Here is an 18,853-nt window from a genome sequence, read left to right on the forward strand (position 1 = left end):
TTGAAAAGATCATCGGAGTACTTTGCCCAGTGGCCTGAAGTCTTGTAGAGGTCAGATTTCGTGATGTGGGGAATAGCGACACGCTGGTAGCCCTTCGCGCTACGGAGCGCCCATACGTAATCATTGAGTGTTTCTCGGAGCAAGGTGCCTTTTGGTGTCCACAGTGGCAGTCCTGGTCCCACGAGTTCAGAGAAGGTGAAAAGTCCGAGCTCTTTGCCGAGCTTGCGATGGTCTCGCTTCTTTGCCTCCTCGAGCATCGTGATGTATGCATCGAGCTCTTCTTTCGTTTCGAATGCAATTCCATAGATGCGGGTAAGCATTTGGTTCTTCTGGTCACCGCGCCAATATGCCCCAGCAATTTTCGTGAGCACGAATGACTCGCCATCGATCTCACTCGTATTGTCGACGTGTCCACCCTTACAGAGATCGGTGAAGTTGCCCACTGAATAGGTGGTCATCGTTTTGCCCTCGCCAGAGAACTCATTGATGAGTTCGATCTTCATTGGTTGGTCTTTGAAGAATGCAAGTCCCTCTGCATGTGAAAGCTCCTTGCCTTCCATTGGCAATTTTTTGTTCACAAGTTTTTGCATAGCACGTTGTAATGTCTTCAGGTCTTCTGGTGTGGGAGTCTTTCCTGGTGAAAATAGGAAATCATAGTAAAAACCATCATCGGTGACTGGTCCTATGCCGAATTGGACGCCCGGATCGAATTCTTGAACTGCAGACGCAAGAAGGTGTGCTAAGGTGTGGCGAATATTGTGTAGCTTATCCATAGTTTACTCATATTAGCACAAAGAAAGAGTAGGGAACAGTGAAGCAAAGGGGCTTCAGCTTGGCCTTGCGTGCTTAAAATATATATTGTATGGTTATCCCAGATGTAACTAAGGAGGACGCAATGAAGCCACAGCGGCAACGCTTTGAACACGCAGTCCAAGCCTTCAGTTCCTTACTCAATGAGCCTTTCTGGCTCGCGCTCGCAGATCTCCTTGGCTGTCCATTCGCGGAGAACATCTTCTTCATCTATGGACCGAATAAAATCGAAGTGACGGTGGGCTCTCCGTTCTTTCTCGGGCATTACAACAATGACCCGATACTGCTTGCGCTTCCGCCGCGAGCTGAGAGTGAAGGACAGCCTGCACCGAACGTGTTGCTGGGTGATGTGGAGGTGAGTACACGCTTCGCTCTGTCGGGTGTGTATGGATTCCTCGGGACTCCAGTGTCTCATGATCCGCATCGTCTACTCACCAACCTCCTTTGTGAGGTTGAGGGTCGCGTTGAGCTTCTCTCCGCCTTCGCTCACCACAGGGGGCAGCTGGCGCTCTCCGAGCGCATCAATGACTTCGAGGCAGAATATTTCCCGCGCTTGCGTGAGCTGATCGCGTTGTACAACAGCGAGGAGCTGCTCATGCCCAAAAAACCTTTTCCGCTTCTCATGATGAAACTTCAAGTGAGCTGGTGGGGGTAAGCGTAAACACCCGAACAAAAGTTCGGGTGTTTTTTTAATTGATTACCTCTAAGTTGGATACTGTCGGAGTAGTGAGCGTGCGAAGGTATGTTGTCCCATCTTCACCAATCCATACATTTGTTTTGTATGGCATTGTTGGGATCGAGCGATTAAGTGTCACTTGAATTTTAATCCACTGTGCCCCCGCAACAGGATTGATGTTTCCTCCAGGAGAAACTGTTGTGTATGATGCCGCATCGAGACCTGATTGTGATACTGCAGTTTTCACTTTTACTGTTGCGCTCCCTGTTCCTCCCGAAGTGTATTGTAGCGTAGAGCCTGTATTGAGTGCAGGCATGTTGATGTCTTCGGTGGTATATGTGCCGGACATGGTGTATCCCGCATCATATGCACGCACATTATTTAATCCTCCTCCACCGACAATGACATATTTCCCGTCTGGCCGCTGGAACGCATGCCCTCCCGCAGTGACCGCAAAGGGGAGGCTCGGACCCGCAGTCATTGTGTCGGTCGTTGGGTTATAGATAACAGTTGCTCCCGTATTGTTGCCGCAGATGATTAAGTAATTGCCATCAGCGCGTTGCAACGAGTGTCCTCCTTCTCGTGCAGAGCACGTGAGTCCTGGTCCTGCAGCGAAGGTATTATTTGATGGATTATATATTACCGTGCTATTTGAATTACCGCCTACAATGAGAAATTTTCCGTCTGGTTTTTGCATTGCATGTCCACCCCACGACACACCTATCCCCACGCCTGGTCCTGCGCCCGTGGTGTTGCTGCCTGGGTAGTAAAGGTAAGAGGATTGCCCATTGCCACCACCGACGACCACGACCACTCCATCAGCTCTCGTGAGTGCAAGTCCTCCGACGCCGATACTATTGCCGCCTAACCCTGGACCACTTGTTACTGCACCTGTAGTGAGGTTGTAGAGGTAAGTACTATATGATGTGTTTCCCGCAGGGATGAATGCATTTCCATTTGCAAGCGCATTTGCACTTGCGCCAACTCTGATTGGGTCACCAGGGCCCGTGCCCCCAACGGCAAATGTATTATTTGCAGGATCATAGATTGCAGTGCCTGCAGTGGCAAGAGGGAATACTGCAAATTTACCATCTGCTCTACGCAAAGAGAATGCACCATGAGTAACGGCATAGAGTGTCGAAGGGCCCGCAGTGAATGTATCTGCTACGGGGTCATATATATTTGATCCCGTGCCATTGCCGCTCACGATAAGATATTTTCCATCAGGACGCTGCAAAGTGTGTGCTCCCGCATTTGCAACGTTATTAAGCGCCTGCGGCAGTGCGCTGAAGGTGCCGCTTCCGATGTTCCCAACATTTGCGGTGAGCATTGCAATCTGTAGTGTAGAAGTTGCCATTCCTGCTGAAACACTTGAGCCTGAAGCGTTTAGTACGATGGTTGTTGTTCCACTGCCTGCACCTCCTCCTCCAGCTATTGCCGAAGTATTGTTGTCGACTCCCTTACCTTGTATGAAGTTAAATCCCAGAGCGAGCGCATTTGTGCTATCACATCCGCTCGATAGTGTTTCTGTTGGTTGTTGTAGCTCCGTTTGTTCAAGTTTTATATAAATATTATAAGCTAAGGTTGTTGTGCATACACCAAGATAGTAGTTGTCGGTTCCATAGATGGGATCCTTTATCGTATCTGCGCTATAGTATCCATTTGAGCGAAGTACTGAAAGAATCGAAGTAGGATAGTCAGTCTCGCCACTCTTAGCCATGAAGCCCTTTCCTGTGTTTTGATATCCTGATCCACTAATTGCAAAAGTGCCCTTGTCATTCTCGTAGAACTGCATTGCAAGGGCAATTTGGTGTGCATTCGCAAGTCGCGCAGTGTCACGTGCACGCACGCGAGCCTTAATTAGTGCTGCAATAACGACGCTTGAGAGCAAGGCAATGATAGAGATGACTACAAGGAGTTCAATGAGAGTAAATCCTGCACTTTTCGATACTTTCATTTATATAGTATAGCATTATTTATTGTGAAATCGTAATAAGCGTGGCACATATATTTGTCTCGTGAAGTCTTGTCGTGTGACCATGAAGCGATTATCATTGTTATACATTCCATGAAGCCCATTCGTATTGTGACAATTGGAGGAGGTACGGGAACACACATGTTACTCTCTGGCCTAAAGGCATATGTGCCTGAGGTGGAGCTTTCGGCAATTGTTACCGTTGCTGATGATGGAGGGAGCACAGGGAGGCTTCGCGATGCATTTGGTTATCTCCCTGTTGGTGATTTTCGTATGGCACTTACTGCACTCGCTGCGGATACCACATCTGAGGCACTTCTGCGTGATCTTTTTCAGTATCGTTTTACAAAAGGGGAAGGGCTTGAGGGGCATAATTTCGGAAACCTCCTCATCACTGCACTTGCCGATATTCTTGGCAGTGAGGAACAGGCACTTGCCGCAGCAGGAAAATTACTCCACGCTTGTGGTACCGTCATTCCTGTTGCAGGAGAGAAACTTCAGCTCCACGCAGAATATGAAGACGGCACCATCGTGAAGGGCGAATCACTTATTGATTCAAATGGACTGAGGCTTGCGCCAAAAGCACGTATTGAAAAAGTCTGGGTTGAACCCGCAGTTCCTGCGAGTCGTTTTGCGCGCGAGGCAATTCATGAAGCCACCCACATCATCCTTGGTCCGGGTGATCTCTATACAAGTACAATCGCAAATCTTGTCGTCCCAGGGATTAAAGAGGGAATACAGAATGCTGATGGTAAGATTATTGTTATCGGCAGTATGATGCGTAAAGCAGGGCAGACTGGTCATATGACCATGAGTACACAATTGGCCGAGCTTGAGCGCTATGTTGGGCGACCTGCGGATATTATTATCCTCAACACCGCGGTATTCCCCGAGGAGATACTTGAAATATACGCAAAAGAGAACGAGCATCCATTCCATGATGATCTTCCTCGTGCGAAGCATATCAAGCGTTCCGATTTACTGTTACGCGAGCGCACCCATGTATTAAAAGGAGATGCACTTCGTCGTAGTCTTCTCCGTCATGATCCTCAGAAGGTTGCGGCAGCGATTATGTCTGCAATTCGTACCTAATGCACGTTGCATATAAAGAAAAACTCGCCGAGGCGAGTTTTTGTGTACTAAATGAGGATGTGCATCTTGAGTCGCGCGTTGGACTTTATGTCTTCGGTCATGCCTTGCTCTTCGAGCCACTCCAGGTCGTAACGCGTCGCTTCCTTGTGCTGGACGAGCTGTTCCTGGGCGCGAAGGCGAACGACATCGGAGTGGCCGTTCTTTGCGACCTTCTCCCACTGATGTGCTGAGACATCAGCGTGGTGCACCATGGCCCAGAGGGCCTTGAGCGCCACTTCATCAGAGGTCGTGTGGGTCGCCAGCCAGGACAGATCACCGGCGACGGCGAACTTGTTGTTCATGAGACCGAGCTCAGCGAGCTCCTTCACCTTCAGGTAGCGCGTCCCTTCGATGACTTGGTAGTACATCTTGATGGACCCATCGGGCCTGATGAGGAATTCTTTGATCGAAAAGAGCGCGAGCTCCTCGGTCATGGCGTGTATGGCTTGATGGACGAGGTCCGCAGTCGGACGGTTATGGAGTTTCATGTCGCCTCCTTGGCGTTGTAGGTGAACGGTCTATTGTTATTTCTACCACAAAAATTATTGGTGTCGAGTATGGTGAGTTCAACTTGCTAACCGAACACTAAAGTACTAGTGTTCGGTTAGCAAGTTGAATTCACCATACAAAAAAGAGGCACGTGGCCTCTTTTATATTGCGATGGTTTAGGCGACCTTGAAGTCGGGAGCTCCCGAGCAGTTGTCTCCCTTGGAACGCATTTCACCTCTTTCGAGCTTCCTGCGGATTTCTGGTTCGAGGGGGGTGCCCTTGGCGCACTTGTGCCCGCCAGCGCCGAGGCAGAGGAAGGAGCAGGTTTCGACCTCCTTGCCGACCTTGCAGACGGACTCTGCGTGGCCATACGGGACTGCGACGGGGTTTTCGCTGACGGTGATGCCGCGAAGCATGCAGCGCTCGCAAACCCCAACCTCAGGGTCACTGCCCGTCTGATAGAAGTCGAACGAAAAAGACGGGATGAACTTATGGTTGCAGGCCCTGCAGACTTTTTCTTTCTGGTTTGACATGGTGCCTCCTTTTGGTTGTCCATGATGATACTGCCACGCCCTTGTCCGTTGTCAAGCAATTCTCTTGCTTCCCTCAACGATGCTTTTCTTTTTTGTGCCCACTGTTATGTTTGGAATATGCTGCGTTTTCTAAAAACAATCCACACACTCATCTGGCTTGCGATGACTGTTGCCAATTTTGCTGCATTTCACTTCGCATATAACAATATTTTTGATGTACGTTTTCGGGCTCCAGCGCTCCTCCTTATTGGTGAATCAATCGTAGTATTTGCGAATCGCTGGAAATGCCCCATTACGAATATTGCAGAGAAATATACACCAGATAGGCATCCGAATTTTGACATCTATCTCCCTGTTTGGCTCGCGCGCTACAACAAAGAGATTTTTACTCTGCTTATATTGCTGGAAATACTTATCGTTGTCATTCATTTGAGCTAGACGCCCCGAGCTTACTTTCTTGCAATATCTCCTTGCGGCGTTAGACTCGCTTGTAGTGTACTTCTTTGTGTGTATTTGCTTGTGATAAGCAGTGGTTGCAGACGAGGTTTTCTTTCTTTTTGGAGGAGTGAGTTCAAATTACTAACCGAACACTAAAGTACTTGTGTTCGGTTAGCAAGTTGAATTCACCTACTACAAAAACACAGCTTATAGCTGTGTTTTTGTAGTATCTAGTAAGCCGCGCCGTTGCGTACACTTTCGCTCACGGTCTGATCTGGCTTGTCGTCGAGTAGTTTTGCTTTCTCGATAAGAATGCTTGGCTGATCGTTACGTCTATTGAATTTCGCACGGACAACCACACATTTGTCTACCGCAAGTTCTTCCTTAAACTCGGCGAGTGTACGTGGAAATACGACTGCTTCAATCGTGCCAGTAAAGTCCGCGATTTTGATGAAGGCCATATGCTCATTCTTCTTTGTGAGAATGTCTTTGAACTCTTCAATCATTCCTGCTACCATGACCATCGAATTCTCTCGGCCGTTCTCGATGAGATGCTTAATCGGCATTGCCTTCTCGAGCTTCACACGATACTTCTCCAATGGGTGTCCAGTGACATAGAGACCAAGCAGTTCGCGCTCCCATCTGAGGCGTTCATCCGCAGTTGAGTGCTTCGCTGGCCTAATGCGGAGCTTCGGCAGATCTTTCTTGTCACTCATGAGTGAGAAGAGGGAAACCTGATTGCTCTCCTGCTCTTGCCTGTGGAGTTTATGATACTCGAGTGCATCGTCCATGTTATGGAGCAGTACTCCGCGTTCGTCTCCGAGCGAGTCGAATGCTCCAGTACGGATGAGTGCCTCAAGTGATTTCTTGTTGAGATCCTTGTGTTGAACGCGCTCAAGGACATCGATAAAGCTTTTGTACGGGCCATTCTTCTCACGTTCATCGATGATTGCTTGCGCGATTGCGCCACCGAGTCCCTTGATAGTGAAGAGTCCGAATCGAATCTGGTCCTCCGCATCGTTATTGCCCTTGATTGTCGTAAATGGAGAATAGGAAAGATTAATATCAGGCTGCAAGACGGGGATCTTCATGCGCTTACATTCATGCATGATTTCGGCAATCATATCGGTATCACCAGCTTCGTTTGTGAGCACGGCAGTCATATACTCTGCGGGATAGTTCGCCTTGAGGTATGCGGTTTGGTAGGCGACGTAACCATAAGAAACGGAGTGTGCTTTATTGAAACCGTATGCTGCAAAAGGTTCAATCCAAGCCCAGATTTCATCTGCGTCTTTTTGTGGGAAGTTCGAATGTTTGATGAGACCCTTAATGAACTTCTCCTTTTGTTCTGCCATGAGTGAGGCAACCTTCTTTCCAACCGCTTTACGGAATTTGTCGACTTCTCCCCAGGAGAATCCGGCGAGGTCGTGCGCCATAAAGAGAAGGTCGTCTTGATAGACAAGCACTCCATACGTACGCTCAAGGAGTGGTTTTACCGCAGGGTGGGGATACTTGATGAGGGAAGGATTCTTCTTTCGCGCAATGTAATCGGGGATGAATTGGAGTGGTCCTGGACGATAGAGCGCCACCATAGCGTTGATATCGTGGATGCTTGTTGGATGAAGCTCCATGAGCCACTTGGTCATACCGGCACCGTTGAGTTGGAAGAGACCGACGGTCTCACCACGCGAGAGCATGGCAAAAGTTTTCTTATCATCAAGTGGGATCTTTTCAATATCGAGATCGATATTGCGATGGCGCTTGATGAGCTTCACTGCATCTCCCAAGATGGTGAGGTTGCGAATACCGAGGAAGTCGAACTTGGTGAGTCCGACACCATCTTCTCCGACCGTATACATATCGTACTGGGTGATGAGTTTACCACCCTTAGGGTCGAACTGTACGGGTGTCATATCCATCATCGGCATCGGTGAAATGACAACACCTGCAGCATGGACCGAGACGTGACGCACTGTACCCTCAAGTTTCTTCGCGATGTTAATGACTTCCTTCACTTCTGCATCGGTGTCAAAGAGGCGTTTGAGTTCAGGTTCAAGCTCCATCGCGTGATCGAGTGTCATCGGCTTACCTTGTGCACCTTCAGGAATAATCTTACAAAGTTTATCCCCGAAGTCGTAACTCTTTCCGAGTGCGCGCGAAACATCGCGGACCGCACCCTTTGCGAGCATCGTACCGAACGTACCGATCTGCGCCACTTTATCCGCTCCATATTTACGTTTTGCATACTCAAGCACTTCTTCGCGACGAGTATCGGCGAAGTCCATATCAATATCGGGAGCAGAAGGACGTTCTGGATTAAGGAAGCGTTCGAATGGAATGTGGTACTCAAGCGGATTCACCTTGGTGATGCCGAGTGTGTATGTCGTCATCGATCCAGCGACCGAACCTCGAATGTTCGTATAGATGTCGTTCTCATATGCGAAACGAATGAGGTCTTCCACGACAAGGAAGTACGAGGCATAACCTTTGAATTTGATGATGCCGAGTTCGTAGTCGAGGCGCTCCTTTGCTTTCACATCACCATCAAGTCCGCGTCGTGTGAGTCCTGCATAACAGAGTTCCTCAAGCACTTCGTCGTCGGTCTTGCCTTCGGGGAGGGGAAACTTTGGAAAAATGAATTTACCAAGAGTGATCTCGAGATTACAACGCTCTGCAATCTTGCTCGTATTCTCTACGGCATCCGGAATATCATGGAAGAGCTTGTACGCTTCATCGGTAGTGATGAAGTGATAGTGTCCTTCGCCACCAAAGATACCCGTATCGGTAATGTCCGATGCGGTTGAGATTGCGATGAGTGTCTTGTGCGCACGTGCGTCGTCGGAGTGTGGATAGTGGGAGTCCTGTGTTGCAACGAGTGGCACATCGAGCTCGCGCGCGAGTTCGATGAGTGTACTGCGCCAGCGCTCAAAGTCTTCCACATCAGGGTGATGCATCACCTCGATGTAATAATTCTCTTTTCCGAAGATGTCCTGATACTCTTTGATAATCTCTTTGCAGCGCTCCTTATCTCCGGTATTCAAAATACAGCGGCCGAGTTCTCCTGCGGGGCAGCCCGACAATGCGATGATGCCATCGGAGTGTGCACGCAAAAGATCCTTATCCATGCGTGGCTTGTAGTAGTAGCCTTCGGTATATGCAAGACTCGTGAGCTTGAGCAGGTTGCGGTAGCCCGCATCATTTTTTGCGAGCAAAGTACAGTGATAGCGCTTGTTGTCTACTCCAGGTTCTTTATCAAAGCGTGTGCGATTTGCGATGTATGCCTCAACTCCGATGATCGGTTTCACTCCTTGCTTCTGGCATTCCATGTAGAAGTCGATCGCTCCGTACATTGCGCCGTGGTCGGTGATCGCAATAGCAGGTTGTCCATCTTCCTTCGCAATTTTTGCAATCTGTGCGGGCTTACTTAATCCATCGAGTAGGGAGTAGTGCGTATGTGTGTGTAGATGCACAAAAGGTGCGCGTGAGTTGCCTTCCATGGGGCCTATTATAACAGTGAAAAGGGAATATCTGCTATTGTGAGGTCATGTGGAAACGTGGTCCTGAGCGAATGTTTGACGAAATAAATATTATATTGTAGAAATTGGAAAGAAACATAAAAGGAACAGTCATGAAAATGCTTGGTGTCGACCTCGGATCCCACAATAACGAAGGACTACTTCCGGCCATCTGCGAAGAAGCGCGCCGCATGGTGGCGCTCCTCGACGACCCACAACCTGGCCTCTTCTCATGGAGCAGGTGCATGCTCTCGCAGTTACAGCAGCTCCAGGCGTACATCGCGGGAGCTCTCGGGACAAATCAGCCCGTAAAGTTCGTCGAGACTGATGCCATCTACATCCCATTTACGAGTGGCACTCCCGGGCAGAAGTTGTCCACGGAGCGTGTGGTGAACATCACCGGTATATGTCCGCTCCGCAATTGGGATGTGTATCTCATCTACGTGAAAGAGGAACGTGGTGGTGCGGTCATCGTCAATGATGGTGGACCCATGCTCATGTTTTGGATCGAGCAGCTCGAAGCAGAGATGCTCGTCCCTGCAAAAAACAATACGTTCTCTGCACGCGCGCTCATGCTTGGCCTCTCTCCTGAAGGGCTACGCGCCATCATCGAGAAGTATAAACCGTAGTTCCTTTCCTAAAGCGCCGATCTCCCGGCGCTTTTTCTGCAAAAAAGAAACACCCGTTAGGGGTGTTTCTTTTTAAGGGGCTTTAGGCCGTGACCTTCTTGCCGCGGTAGGTGCCACACTTTCCGCACGCACGGTGCATGAGTTGCTGCGCACCACACTCACACGTCACAAAACGTGCCTCCTTGAGCGCGTGGTGTGAACGACGATTGTTCGTGTGACCGCGCGTATGTCGCATGTGGGTTACCATAGTGGGGATAATATATCAGAAAACCTATATTTTGGCAAGTCATTTCTGGGGAGGAATATGACTAGTACTGTCCTTGCCTCAGGTCTCTTTGCGTGGTAGCCTGCTTCTACTCTTTATGGAGGCACCTATGTGTGCACTGGGTATTTACCTGAAGTCTGTACAGGCCCAATTCAGGGAGGGTGTGGGGCAAGAGGATCCGTCGATCGCGGGCCAGCAAGGTTCCGTGCCTCAGCCCGACGGTAATTCGTCGGAAGAGTGATTTAATTCTTATATCTATCGTACCTCGCGTCACACGCGAGGTTTTTGTTACCTTGACTGTTCTCGCAAATGCTTTACAATTACTTTGATTACTCTCGTACATCTCTAATTTATGGCAAACAGGCACCTCGCACGAAGCATCGTTCTTCAAGCACTCTATGAGTGGGACTTTAATGGACGTACAACCCCAGTTGTAGAAGAAATACTCAATCGTGATGTCGCTGAGTTTGGACCAGGATTAGAGGAGGACCTCTTTACCGTCGAGCTTTTGAATACGGTGCTTGCAAAGCAGCGTGACCTCGACCTCATCATCGAAAAGGCAGCACCTGCTTGGCCTATCGATAAGATCTCTGTTGTTGATAGAAACGTATTGCGTATCGGACTTTCCGAGCTTCTTTTTGGTGACCGTGCGCAGGTTCCTCCGAAGGTCGCGATCAATGAGGCTATTGAGCTTGCCAAGGCATTTGGTGGTGACAATAGCGGCAAGTTCGTGAACGGTGTGCTCGGGGCAGTCTATAAGGAGATTGGTGAGCCTGGAAAAGATGAACAAGCTTCTCGTCCAAAGCGCAACCAGTCACAAGATCCATCGACATTCCCGCTAGAGCAGCTCGGTGGTGCCGTTGTTTATGCTCGTGATAAGGGAGAAATTTATCTTGCACTTGTACATGACATTTTTGGACACTGGACGCTCTCAAAGGGTCGCGTAGAACCAGGAGAGTCAGTCGAGGAGGGTACTATTCGTGAGATAAAGGAGGAGATGAATGCGAACATCGTCATCAAGGAGAAACTTGGTGAGAATGAGTATATTGCCTCACATCCCGAGAAGGGGAAGGTGCGCAAGCATGTTGTTTACTTCCTTGCGGAATCACCATTCGAGGCATTACAGCTCGAAGAAGGGAAGGGTGGACTTGATGACGCCCGCTGGTTTAAGGCGTCAGAAATCACAAGCCTAAATCTCTATGATGATATTTTGCCACTCATCACGAAGGCGGTGACCATATTGCTTACTGAGCAGGCATAATAAAAACGACCCCAGTCTCTGGAGTCGTTTTTTTGTTTGATGGGTGCAGGGTGTTATTTGTTTGTGCAGCATGTGCCATCTTCGCACTTTTGTTCACAAGGAGCACCAATGTGCCACGTCCCATGCTGCCATGGAGTACCAAAGAAGGGGAGTGCCCACTTATCAAGACCAAGGTATCCCGCAGTACGCCAAGCGAGCATAAGGAACACCTGGAGAAGAAAGAGTACAGGATTGATACTTACTGTACCTGCAAGCATGAAATTGAAACTCATGAATCCACCGAAGAACGCGGCAATGCCGGTGAAGAGGCCAAGTATGAGTGCCGCACCAACCAGTACTTCGCCAAAAGCAACTACATGCGAGAAAAAGAATGTGTTTGGCATGACGACGTGTGATACGAAATATGCATACCAGCCTGCGACGTCAGGATGTGCCCCTGTTGTTTTCGCAAGTGTTCCGGTGAGAAAGCCTTGGAGAGCACCTCCCGCATTTGCGCCGACCCATGCCTCATTCATTATTTTCCCCCAACCTGCGATAATCCACTCGTAACCAACATAGACTCGTATGATGAGCCAGATCCACGAAAGACATTTATTCGTGAATAGCTTCTCAAGCCACGGTGCGGTGGGAATTGTATTTGCTGTTTGTTCCATAGCTATATTGTATCATGTCCAAAACTATAGAATAAAATACACACTAAGAAGTGTGCATTTTATTCTACCAACCCTTTCTTTGGATGGCAGCTCTTGCGGCCTCTTGCTCCGCATCCTGTTTTGACTTTCCTTGTCCCGTTGCAACAAGCTCATCGCCGAGGTAGAGGCCGATCTCAAAGATCTTTTCGTGGTCCGGGCCAATCTCGCGAATGGTCTTGTACGATGGGGTGATTGCAACATGTTCTTGGGCAAGTTCTTGGAAGTTACTCTTTGCGTCCTGCCATGTCTTTGCCTCTATGATTGTGTCGATCTTTGGTGCAAGGAATTTCATGATGAAACTCTTTGCTGCATCATGGCCCTGATCGAGGAATATTGCTCCCACAACAGACTCGAATGTGTTTGCGAGAATAGCAAGACGCGCACGTCCGACATCCTTTGCCTCTCCCTTACTCAGGAGGAGGTAGTCGCCCATATTGAGCTCCGCCGCCACCTCAGCAATTGAGTTTGTATTTACTAGTGCAGAACGGTATGCCGTCATGCGACCTTCGTTCTCCCTCGGGAACTTCTTGTAGAGATACTCGGTGATTACGAGTTCAAGGACTGCATCGCCAAGGAATTCTATGCGCTCATTGTGACTCCACTGCACACCGCGGTGCTCATTGAGATAAGAGCGATGCGTGAATGCCTCGCGAAGAAAGTCGATATTTTTGAATGGGTAGCCGATGCTTGTCGCAAAAGCCTGGAAATCAGGGAGTGCTGCCATTTGCGCACTATACTATATTTTATTAATACTGTAAATATGATGATGTGTGTTGGAGCTAACGATTAGGTGATTACGCAAACTGTGTATTACGGCCATAAGGCTAGATATTTCTATGTTATACTAGCTCATATGCGCCTCAAGAGACTGGAAATTTTTGGCTTTAAGTCATTCGGACGAAAGGTAACCCTTGATTTTATCTCGCAGATAACCGCTGTTGTCGGTCCAAATGGCTCAGGAAAATCAAATGTCGCTGAGGCGATCCGCTTTGTGCTCGGTGAACAATCAATGAAGTCGATGCGTGGAAAGCGCGGGGAGGACATGATTTTCAATGGCTCACAGTCTGCTTCTCGTGCAAATCGCGCGAGCGTCACCATCGTATTCGATAATACGCAGCGCGAATTCCCGCTCGATTTTGACGAAGTATCAGTAACTCGTGAGGTCTTTCGTGATGGAAGCAATCAGTATTTCATCAATGGTTCTGTTGCACGCTTGCGTGATATTTTCGAATTGCTTGCCGCGGTGCATATTGGAGCATCAGGTCATCACATGATTTCTCAGGGTGAGGCGGATCGTATTCTCTCTGCAAATCCGAAGGAGCGTCGTTCGATGCTCGAAGATGCACTTGGCCTCAAGGCTTATCAGTACAAGCGTGAGGAGAGTGAGCGACGCCTTACAAAGACCGAGGAGAATATGCGCGAAGTCGAAAGTCTTCGTCGCGAGATTGCTCCCCATCTCCGTTTCCTCAAGAAGCAGATGGAAAAGATGGAGGAAGCAAAGACCCTGCGTGATAAACTTGTTGGACTCTATCGAGAATACTTGAAGCGTGAGGAGATCTATCTGACCGAAAGTCGCGCCTTGCTTGCTGGCAAGCTCAGTGAGCCTGCTGCTAAGCTTGCTGACCTCAATATCAAGATCGAGCGTGCTCGTGAGCAGCTTGCTGCTGAAAGTGCTGGTGATTCAATGAGCCATGAACTCCTCGCTGTCGAGGCAAAGCTTCGTGATGCACGTAACCGACGTGATGGCGCAGCGCGTTCACTTGGTAAAGTGGACGGAATGATCGAGTTCGAAGAACGCCGTCTCAAGAAGCGCGAGGAGCAGCTTGCGCGACAGGAAGATATCGCTATGCATCTTGGTGAAGTTGAGCACGTATCTCGTGAGCTCGAAGCACTCTTTGAGGGTATGGAAGGGAACAATGAGCTTGATAAGTGGCGCTGGATCGCATATCGCGCTCGCGATATGGTCCGTGAGTTCATTGGTATGAAGAAGCAGTCCGCGGGTCAGCAGGCAATTACAGACGAAGATCGTAGAGAGCTCGAAGGCTTGCGTGCAGAGCGCGTCATTCACGAAGAGGAACTACGAAAGATTGATGCGGAATACGCGATATTTGAAGAAAACTACGCTCGTGTAAAGAATGCAATCGATACCGAGAAGGAGCGTTCTCGCGACACGGAGCGCGCACTCTTTACAATGATGCAAGAGCGCGGTGAGTTGCAGCACGCGGTGGAGCGTATCCATAGCGAAGAGGAGCGCATTGTTCGTGATACTCAGCGCCTCAATGAAGAGTTGAGTGAAGCTGGAATATTGCTTGGTCGTGCAGTACTCGATCATTCATCGGTTGTCGTAGATATTGCCGAAGTAATGGGTGAGGATCGCTTGCGACAGGAGACGAGGCGTCGAGAGATTGAACGTGGAAAGTTGCGCCTTGAAGATCTTGGGGGCGCAGGTGGTGACGATGTTGAGAAAGAGTTTGCCGAAACGGTTGAGCGCGATGCATTCCTTGCTCGAGAGACCGAAGATCTTATTCGTACGCAAGAATCATTACGCGCCCTCATTGAAGAGCTTAACGTAAAACTCAATACTGAGTTTCGTGACGGTGTCGGACGCATCAATAAGCAATTCAGTGAATTCTTCCGCCTTATGTTCGGTGGTGGTGTCGCTGAGCTCATGGTGGTAAAGATTGAAAAGCGTAAACGTAGGGATACGGATATCGATCTCTCTGATATCCCCGGCGGGGCGGTACCAGACGAAGAAGAAGGGGAAGATGAGGAGGGTGTGGATGTTTCTGTTTCTTTGCCACACAAGAAGATCAAAGGATTGCAAATGCTTTCCGGTGGAGAGCGCGCGCTTACTTCGATTGCACTTCTCTTTGCAATCTCACAAGTTAATCCTCCACCATTCATGGTGCTGGATGAAACCGATGCAGCGCTCGATGAAGCAAATAGTCGTAAGTACGGTGATATGATTGAGCAACTCGCTCGCCATTCACAGCTTATGGTCATCACTCATAACCGCGAGACGATGTCTCGTGCGACGACACTCTATGGTGTCACGATGGGTTCCGATGCTGTATCGAAAACGCTCTCGATCTCATTTGATGAAGCAGCACTTACTGCGAAATAACAAAACTGGCTTATGCCAGTTTTTGTTTATAACTCGCTTTGACTTGTGTATTTCTCTGCTATACTTAGTATATTGAGATTTTGTGGGTTGAAGTGTAAAACTTCATGCTCAATTAATTCTTTATTCTAATTTTATGGCAAATCAAGAACTCCTCGATTACATTATGCGCCAGCGAAGTCATGGTGCGAACTCAGGCAATATAAGAGAAGCATTACTGAAAGCGGGATGGGATGCTAAAGATGTAGAGGAGGGAATAGCTGCGACTGAACCAAAGACAGTGTCTTCGCCGGTCTCACCTGCGGCACCTTCTGTGCTTGCACAGACCACTAGTCCTCTTTCTGCCGCTCAGCCATTCGTTCCCGCAATGGCAAGTCCTGCTGCTACGCCAGTAGCTGCGACGGTGAACCCTGCAACAACGCCCGTGCAGAGTGTGCCCGTACAGGCACCAGTGAGTGCTCCTGTACAAGCTATGAGCAATGGTGCAATGAGTGCAGTCACTATGAGTCCTACGCCAGCGGCTGGTGTTCCTGTTATGACGCCTGGTGCATCGGTGCTTCCTACTGCCGTTACGCCGGCTCCCGCAATGAGTGCGGTTGCTGCGCCAGTTGCAGCTATGCCTACGATGAGTGCGGCAGCTCCTGTGCATCTTATTGCCTCTGGAGTACAGATTCCATCTGCTAATTTCATGCCAAAGGTGGAAGCACCGCATGTTGCGCCGATTACTCCGACGGTTACTACAGTGATGCCGAGTATGCAGGCAGCAGCGCCGGTAGAACACAAATCACATCTCGGCCTCATTATTGGTATTATCATTACCTTACTCGTCCTTATTCTTGGCGGAGGATTTGCGTATTGGAAGTATGTACTGCAGGTTCCTGCCCCAGTTATTCCTGCTGATCAGCCCGCAGTACAGGATGTTCTCGTGACGCCAGAGGTGCTTCCTCCGGAAAATATTCCACAAGCTGAGGAGGGTGCGGTTCCTGAAGGTGGCATCGTTGCCTTTCCATCTTCAATTCCTGTTGCGACGACGACTGAGGCGACAACAACGACACAAGCTTCAACTTCGACAAAGACCACGACAACCTCAACGTCGAGCGTTCCGAGTCCCAAGAAGTCTGCGACGAGTACTTCGGTACTCCCTCCTGGTGCAATCTAATTTGCATGATAAGACTGGCATTTGCCAGTTTTATATTATTTCCTGTTCCTATTGAAACTGTTATACTAGAAGCATAATATTGCCAACATTGTATTGGCAGAATATATCACTATGGCAAATCAAGCACTTATTGACTACATCATGCATCAGCGTGTGCATGGCGCAAGTCCTGCAAATATAAAGAATGCATTGCTCCATGCAGGATGGGAGGAGGGGGATATCGAAAAAGGATTAAAGGCGACCGCAATTCCACTTGATGCACCACCGAGACCACCGGAGGTAGTAATCAAGCCCGATCAGTCGAGTGGTGCAGTTGTCGAGGCTACTCACACAAGTCCTCCTGCCAAGAAGCCGCCGCTTCTTGCTATTGCACTGCTTATCATCAGTATTCTTGTCGTTGCTGCCGCTGCAATATTTATTTATGTACAGTTCTTGCGTCCGCAACAGGTGCATTCGCTGGATACTCCACAGAAAGCGACAACAACCAAGAGTGTTCCTGTTCAAAATATAGTTCCTCTTCCTCTCGATGGAGAAGCACCACTACCTCCTAATTCTGAAGGCGGAAGGGTACAGCAGGATGCTACGGTTCCAGATACGCAAGCAGTTCCACAATGAAAAACTCGCCTCGGCGAGTTTTTGCTTGTGCTATGATTGCTACATGTCAGCGCGAGTACAAGATCGTCTTCAAAAAATTCCCTATAAGCTTTCTCGGAGGGTAAATACGCGTGCAGTGCGTGTCTCAGTCTTTCCTGGTGGTGAGGTGCGTGTGGTTGCGCCCCTCTTATTGCCCAAGTCATTGATTGAAAGGTTTCTGGAAGAGAAGCGTGAATGGATAGTCGGGCAAGTGCTCCGCATGGAGCACGTCCCGAAGAAGAAGACGAAGAAAGAAGCAAGAGCAGCATACCTCGAGCATAAAGAGGTAGCACGTGCGCTTGTGCTTGCACGCCTTGCGCATTTTAACAAACATTATGGCCTCCACTTCGAGCGCGTGGCAATTCGAGATCAGCACTCTCGTTGGGGTTCATGTTCGCGTAGGGGGAGTCTGAACTTCAACTATCGTCTCGCACTTATTCCTCCCGAGCTATCGGATTATGTGATCGTGCACGAGCTTTGCCATCTCAAGGAATTCAATCATAGCGAACGTTTTTGGTTGCTTGTTGCCGAATGTATTCCTAATTATGAAGTACTGCGCGCGCAGCTCCATCACCATAAGCACAATTAAAAACGCCCGAAGGCGTTTTTTAGAGTTTTGTATCAAAGAGATCTTCTTCGGCGAAGCGATACTTTGGATAGGAAACATCATCCTTTGCACGATTCCCGAGCGCGAGTACTGCTGCAGGGTAGAAGTTCTCTGGAAGTCCCAATACCTTCTTGAAAGCATCACGATCAAATCCTTCCATCGGACATGAGTCAATGCCGAGTTCTGTTGCTGCTGCTAGCCCGAAACCAAGTGCAATGTATGCTTGATGCTTTGCCCATGCGATGCGCGCATCGTTTGTTGCAAAGCCACTATCAAGCCCGACTACCATGCCATGAAATGCATCCATTTTTTCTTGTGGAGCACCTTTCTTGAGCATATCACTTGTGAACATATTGCTGCGCTCGAGTACGTCATCACGCCCAGAGAACACAAGGATGTAGTCAGCCGTAGTGAACTGAGGCTGATTCCAGCCATTTGCCGCAAGTTGTTCCTTTATTGCTGCACTCTTAACTACAGTAACATGGAATGGTTGAAGACCAAGTGAGCTCGGTGCCATACGAATTGCATTGAGTACCGAACGGAACTGTTCATCGGTGATAGGATGAGCAGGGTCAAATTTTTTTGTTGCGTAACGTGATTCTAATTGTGTAAGGAATGACATAGTTATTTCATTAGATTAATACCGCGACCCTCAACGAGGGCAGTGGCTGCTTTTTTCCGTGCAGCAGCAAGTAGTCTCTGGAAGGTACTCTGTGAGACTCCCATTTTTTCTGCCGCAATGGTTTGGCTAAGATCATTGACGTCCGCAAGGCGCAATGCCTCAAGTTCTTCTGGAAGTAGTTCGAGAAACTGTTCTTTGCTTTTTTCTGGGCAAGAGGGAATAAGGGCACTAATACAGCCCTTGAATTTCACTATCTTGTCGCATTTTGGTCTTACCATATTATGAATATATACCCAT

19 protein-coding genes are annotated in these 18,853 nt (G+C 48.8%); 9 read left to right on the forward strand and 10 right to left on the reverse strand.

The features are described from left to right. On the reverse strand, positions 1-773 hold a 773-nt coding region (locus tag VJ579_03110; GenBank protein HXK38031.1), incomplete at its 3' end, for a threonine--tRNA ligase. Between the two features lie 89 nt (positions 774-862). On the opposite strand from VJ579_03110, the gene VJ579_03115 reads away from it, so the two are divergent. Next, a complete protein-coding gene (locus VJ579_03115; GenBank protein ID HXK38032.1) occupies positions 863-1,465 on the forward strand; it encodes a hypothetical protein in 603 nt (200 codons plus the stop codon). 34 nt (positions 1,466-1,499) lie between these two features. On the opposite strand, the gene VJ579_03120 is transcribed toward VJ579_03115, so the two are convergent. Beyond that, a complete protein-coding gene (locus VJ579_03120) occupies positions 1,500-3,443 on the reverse strand; it encodes a type II secretion system protein (GenBank protein HXK38033.1) in 1,944 nt (647 codons plus the stop codon). 111 nt (positions 3,444-3,554) lie between these two features. On the opposite strand from VJ579_03120, the gene VJ579_03125 reads away from it, so the two are divergent. After that, entirely contained in the window at positions 3,555-4,553 is a 999-nt protein-coding gene (locus VJ579_03125; GenBank protein HXK38034.1) for a gluconeogenesis factor YvcK family protein, read from the forward strand. A 47-nt stretch (positions 4,554-4,600) separates the two neighbouring features. Here the strand turns inward: VJ579_03125 and VJ579_03130 are convergent, their stop codons facing one another. Further along, entirely contained in the window at positions 4,601-5,080 is a 480-nt protein-coding gene (locus VJ579_03130) for a hypothetical protein (GenBank protein ID HXK38035.1), read from the reverse strand. 177 nt (positions 5,081-5,257) lie between these two features. Next, positions 5,258-5,614 carry a hypothetical protein gene (locus tag VJ579_03135; GenBank protein HXK38036.1) on the reverse strand — a complete coding sequence of 119 codons (357 nt, stop codon included), beginning with the start codon at positions 5,612-5,614 and terminating at the stop codon, positions 5,258-5,260. 117 nt (positions 5,615-5,731) lie between these two features. Between VJ579_03135 and VJ579_03140 the strand changes: the two genes are divergently transcribed. Beyond that, positions 5,732-6,052, forward strand: a complete 321-nt coding sequence (locus VJ579_03140; protein ID HXK38037.1) for a hypothetical protein — start codon at positions 5,732-5,734, stop codon at positions 6,050-6,052. Positions 6,053-6,282: 230 nt separating this feature from the next. On the opposite strand, the gene dnaE is transcribed toward VJ579_03140, so the two are convergent. Continuing rightward, positions 6,283-9,549, reverse strand: coding sequence for a DNA polymerase III subunit alpha (gene dnaE, locus VJ579_03145; protein ID HXK38038.1), 3,267 nt, complete (start codon positions 9,547-9,549; stop codon positions 6,283-6,285). Between the two features lie 131 nt (positions 9,550-9,680). Here dnaE and VJ579_03150 point away from each other — a divergent pair, with 131 nt between their 5' ends. Continuing rightward, the gene (locus tag VJ579_03150; protein HXK38039.1) at positions 9,681-10,196 is read left to right on the forward strand and encodes a hypothetical protein; all 516 of its coding nucleotides are present in this window, start codon (positions 9,681-9,683) and stop codon (positions 10,194-10,196) included. Positions 10,197-10,278: 82 nt separating this feature from the next. On the opposite strand, the gene rpmF is transcribed toward VJ579_03150, so the two are convergent. Beyond that, on the reverse strand, positions 10,279-10,443 hold the full coding sequence (gene rpmF, locus VJ579_03155; protein HXK38040.1) for a 50S ribosomal protein L32: 165 nt from the start codon (positions 10,441-10,443) through the stop codon (positions 10,279-10,281). 370 nt (positions 10,444-10,813) lie between these two features. Here rpmF and nusB point away from each other — a divergent pair, with 370 nt between their 5' ends. Further along, positions 10,814-11,722, forward strand: a complete 909-nt coding sequence (gene nusB / locus VJ579_03160) for a transcription antitermination factor NusB (protein HXK38041.1) — start codon at positions 10,814-10,816, stop codon at positions 11,720-11,722. 53 nt (positions 11,723-11,775) lie between these two features. On the opposite strand, the gene VJ579_03165 is transcribed toward nusB, so the two are convergent. Together VJ579_03165 and rnc are read right to left on the reverse strand one after the other, a co-directional pair. Then, a complete protein-coding gene (locus VJ579_03165; GenBank protein ID HXK38042.1) occupies positions 11,776-12,375 on the reverse strand; it encodes a DoxX family protein in 600 nt (199 codons plus the stop codon). A 64-nt stretch (positions 12,376-12,439) separates the two neighbouring features. Continuing rightward, positions 12,440-13,138, reverse strand: a complete 699-nt coding sequence (rnc, locus tag VJ579_03170; GenBank protein ID HXK38043.1) for a ribonuclease III — start codon at positions 13,136-13,138, stop codon at positions 12,440-12,442. Between the two features lie 129 nt (positions 13,139-13,267). On the opposite strand from rnc, the gene VJ579_03175 reads away from it, so the two are divergent. The 4 genes from VJ579_03175 to VJ579_03190 all read left to right on the forward strand — a co-directional run bounded on the left by VJ579_03175 (position 13,268) and on the right by VJ579_03190 (position 17,916). Then, positions 13,268-15,538 (forward strand): AAA family ATPase, encoded by a 2,271-nt coding sequence (locus tag VJ579_03175; GenBank protein HXK38044.1) that lies wholly within the window; start codon positions 13,268-13,270, stop codon positions 15,536-15,538. A 133-nt stretch (positions 15,539-15,671) separates the two neighbouring features. Then, positions 15,672-16,694, forward strand: coding sequence for a hypothetical protein (locus VJ579_03180; protein ID HXK38045.1), 1,023 nt, complete (start codon positions 15,672-15,674; stop codon positions 16,692-16,694). 111 nt (positions 16,695-16,805) lie between these two features. After that, a complete protein-coding gene (locus VJ579_03185) occupies positions 16,806-17,309 on the forward strand; it encodes a hypothetical protein (protein ID HXK38046.1) in 504 nt (167 codons plus the stop codon). Between the two features lie 43 nt (positions 17,310-17,352). Beyond that, complete coding sequence (locus tag VJ579_03190; protein ID HXK38047.1) at positions 17,353-17,916, forward strand: SprT family zinc-dependent metalloprotease; 564 nt, start codon at positions 17,353-17,355, stop codon at positions 17,914-17,916. A 19-nt stretch (positions 17,917-17,935) separates the two neighbouring features. Here VJ579_03190 and VJ579_03195 read toward each other — a convergent pair whose 3' ends face one another. Further along, the gene (locus VJ579_03195; protein HXK38048.1) at positions 17,936-18,556 is read right to left on the reverse strand and encodes an NAD(P)H-dependent oxidoreductase; all 621 of its coding nucleotides are present in this window, start codon (positions 18,554-18,556) and stop codon (positions 17,936-17,938) included. A 2-nt stretch (positions 18,557-18,558) separates the two neighbouring features. Continuing rightward, positions 18,559-18,834 (reverse strand): DUF134 domain-containing protein, encoded by a 276-nt coding sequence (locus tag VJ579_03200; GenBank protein HXK38049.1) that lies wholly within the window; start codon positions 18,832-18,834, stop codon positions 18,559-18,561. Positions 18,835-18,853 lie beyond the last annotated feature (19 nt).

The organism is Candidatus Paceibacterota bacterium (genome assembly GCA_035583355.1).
Taxonomy (GTDB): Bacteria; Patescibacteriota; Minisyncoccia; order Phycocordibacterales; family UBA6899; genus JAJZQJ01.

Coding starts and splice junctions, on each gene's coding strand:
- VJ579_03115 (HXK38032.1), top strand. CDS start 863: ATGGTTATCCCAGATGTAACTAAGGAGGACGCAATGAAGCCACAGCGG.
- VJ579_03120 (HXK38033.1), bottom strand. CDS start 3,443: ATGAAAGTATCGAAAAGTGCAGGATTTACTCTCATTGAACTCCTTGTA.
- VJ579_03125 (HXK38034.1), top strand. CDS start 3,555: ATGAAGCCCATTCGTATTGTGACAATTGGAGGAGGTACGGGAACACAC.
- VJ579_03130 (HXK38035.1), bottom strand. CDS start 5,080: ATGAAACTCCATAACCGTCCGACTGCGGACCTCGTCCATCAAGCCATA.
- VJ579_03135 (HXK38036.1), bottom strand. CDS start 5,614: ATGTCAAACCAGAAAGAAAAAGTCTGCAGGGCCTGCAACCATAAGTTC.
- VJ579_03140 (HXK38037.1), top strand. CDS start 5,732: ATGCTGCGTTTTCTAAAAACAATCCACACACTCATCTGGCTTGCGATG.
- dnaE (HXK38038.1), bottom strand. CDS start 9,549: ATGGAAGGCAACTCACGCGCACCTTTTGTGCATCTACACACACATACG.
- VJ579_03150 (HXK38039.1), top strand. CDS start 9,681: ATGAAAATGCTTGGTGTCGACCTCGGATCCCACAATAACGAAGGACTA.
- rpmF (HXK38040.1), bottom strand. CDS start 10,443: ATGGTAACCCACATGCGACATACGCGCGGTCACACGAACAATCGTCGT.
- nusB (HXK38041.1), top strand. CDS start 10,814: ATGGCAAACAGGCACCTCGCACGAAGCATCGTTCTTCAAGCACTCTAT.
- VJ579_03165 (HXK38042.1), bottom strand. CDS start 12,375: ATGGAACAAACAGCAAATACAATTCCCACCGCACCGTGGCTTGAGAAG.
- rnc (HXK38043.1), bottom strand. CDS start 13,138: ATGGCAGCACTCCCTGATTTCCAGGCTTTTGCGACAAGCATCGGCTAC.
- VJ579_03175 (HXK38044.1), top strand. CDS start 13,268: ATGCGCCTCAAGAGACTGGAAATTTTTGGCTTTAAGTCATTCGGACGA.
- VJ579_03180 (HXK38045.1), top strand. CDS start 15,672: ATGGCAAATCAAGAACTCCTCGATTACATTATGCGCCAGCGAAGTCAT.
- VJ579_03185 (HXK38046.1), top strand. CDS start 16,806: ATGGCAAATCAAGCACTTATTGACTACATCATGCATCAGCGTGTGCAT.
- VJ579_03190 (HXK38047.1), top strand. CDS start 17,353: ATGTCAGCGCGAGTACAAGATCGTCTTCAAAAAATTCCCTATAAGCTT.
- VJ579_03195 (HXK38048.1), bottom strand. CDS start 18,556: ATGTCATTCCTTACACAATTAGAATCACGTTACGCAACAAAAAAATTT.
- VJ579_03200 (HXK38049.1), bottom strand. CDS start 18,834: ATGGTAAGACCAAAATGCGACAAGATAGTGAAATTCAAGGGCTGTATT.